This is a genomic window from Plasticicumulans sp. (genome assembly GCF_035331805.1).
Classification (GTDB): domain Bacteria; phylum Pseudomonadota; class Gammaproteobacteria; order Competibacterales; family Competibacteraceae; genus Plasticicumulans.
Map to the genome: position 1 here is coordinate 1 of NZ_DAOLKE010000536.1, position 1678 is coordinate 1678.

Sequence of the window (1678 nt, forward strand, 5' to 3'; positions counted from 1 at the left end):
TGGGCCGTGGCGGCGCCGGCGCCGTCGAACACCAGCCGCGGCTCCAGGGCCATGCGCAGCGAATGCGGGCGCCCGATGGCCGATTCCCGGGATCGGAGACCTTCCTGTTCTGGCGACACCAAATCCCGAGGTCCACGCATGGCTGTGCCTCCCGCACCGGCTGTTCCGCCTCCAGGAATGCAGGCACGCAAAGCCTGGCCATCCATCGAATCCGTGAGTCCATCGGATCGGAGGGATGCCGCACGTGCATGGTGGGCGGTAAGGATCGGAGTTTGCTTTTTCGTCACTTGACGCGCAACCACGCCTTGCCTAGTCGCTTGCGTCAAGAAATCGTCGCGTCGGCCGCGGTCGCCCGCCGCGCCGGCGCTGACTACAGTGGCGCGCATGAGCGGTCCGGATCACCGGTCTCCAGCACCAGAAGAACGCCGCACCGGCCCCGGGGGGCCGGAATATTCCGGGAGAGCCCCATGCATACGCCCGACTGGGACGATTACCGCTATTTCCTCGCCACCGCGCAGACCGGCAGCCTGTCGGGTGCCGCACGCGAGCTGCGCACCAACCAGCCGACCGTCGGGCGGCGCATCGCGGCGCTGGAGGAAGTGCTCGGCGTGCGGCTGTTCCATCGCCACGCGCGCGGCATGAGCCTGACCGAGGCCGGCGCGCGCATGCTGCATTCGGTGCAGACGATGGAAGAAGCCGCGCTCGCCGCCGGTCGCGCCGTGACCGGCGAGGATGCGAGCCTCGCCGGCACCGTGCGCATCTCGGCGCCCGAGAGCATCGGCAGCCTGTTCGTCGCGCCGCGCCTCGGGCGGCTGAACGGCCGCTATCCGGCGATCCAGATCGTGCTGCAGCTCACGGCGCACACCGCCGACCTGCTGCGCAACGAGGCCGACATCGCCGTGCGCCTGTTCCGTCCGACCGCGGCCGATCTGGTCGCACGCCGCGTCGGTCAGGTGCCGTTCGCGCTGTACGCCTCGCCGAAGTACCTGAACGCCGCGCCGGCGCTGGTGGCACCGGCCGATCTGGCCCAGCACCCGCAGATCGGCTACGACGACGAATACGTGCATCTGCCCGAAGCCGAGTGGCAGGCCGGCTACGCGCGCGGTGCGCGCTGGTCACTGCGCTCGAACAGCGCCTTCGCGCGCGCCGGCGGCGCGGCGGCCGGCATGGGCGTGGCGCTGCTGCCGAGCGTGGTCGGCGAGATCTGGCCGGGGCTGGTGCGCGTGCTGCCGAACGACGCGCCCGAGCCGCGCGAGGCCTGGCTGGTCGTGCACAAGGACCTGCGCTACGTCGCGCGCATCCGCGTCGTGCTCGACTTCCTCGCCGAGATCTTCGAGGAAACCCGCAGCCCGGCCGCGCCGCAGCCGGCACGGGCGGTCTGAGCCGGGCGCCCTCCGTTCACGCCGTGCGCCCGGGCTTCCCCGGCGCCGGCGTGCGCGCCAGCGTCCAGACCTCGACCCGCTCCACGCCGCCGGCCTGCAGCGCCCGTGCGCATTCGCCGGCGGTGTGGCCGGTGGTCAGCACGTCGTCGATCAGCGCGATGTGCGCGTGCGGCACGCCCTGCGCCAGCACGAAGGCGCCGGCGACGTTGCGCCGGCGTTCGCGAAACGCCAGCGCGCTCTGCGCGGCGGTGTCGCGCACGCGCCGGCCGGCATCGAGGAGCGGCAGGCCGAGCATG

1 protein-coding gene and 1 pseudogene are annotated in these 1678 nt (G+C 72.4%); one reads left to right on the forward strand and one right to left on the reverse strand.

All coding sequences use genetic code 11. The features are described from left to right. The first annotated feature begins 467 nt into the window (after nt 1–467). Nucleotides 468–1382: a LysR family transcriptional regulator gene (locus tag PKE44_RS19150; protein WP_324554408.1), complete on the forward strand. Its 915-nt coding sequence runs from the start codon at nt 468–470 to the stop codon at nt 1380–1382. A 16-nt stretch (nt 1383–1398) separates the two neighbouring features. Here the strand turns inward: PKE44_RS19150 and PKE44_RS19155 are convergent. Next, nucleotides 1399–1678: pseudogene (locus tag PKE44_RS19155) on the reverse strand (ComF family protein); the annotation flags it as partial.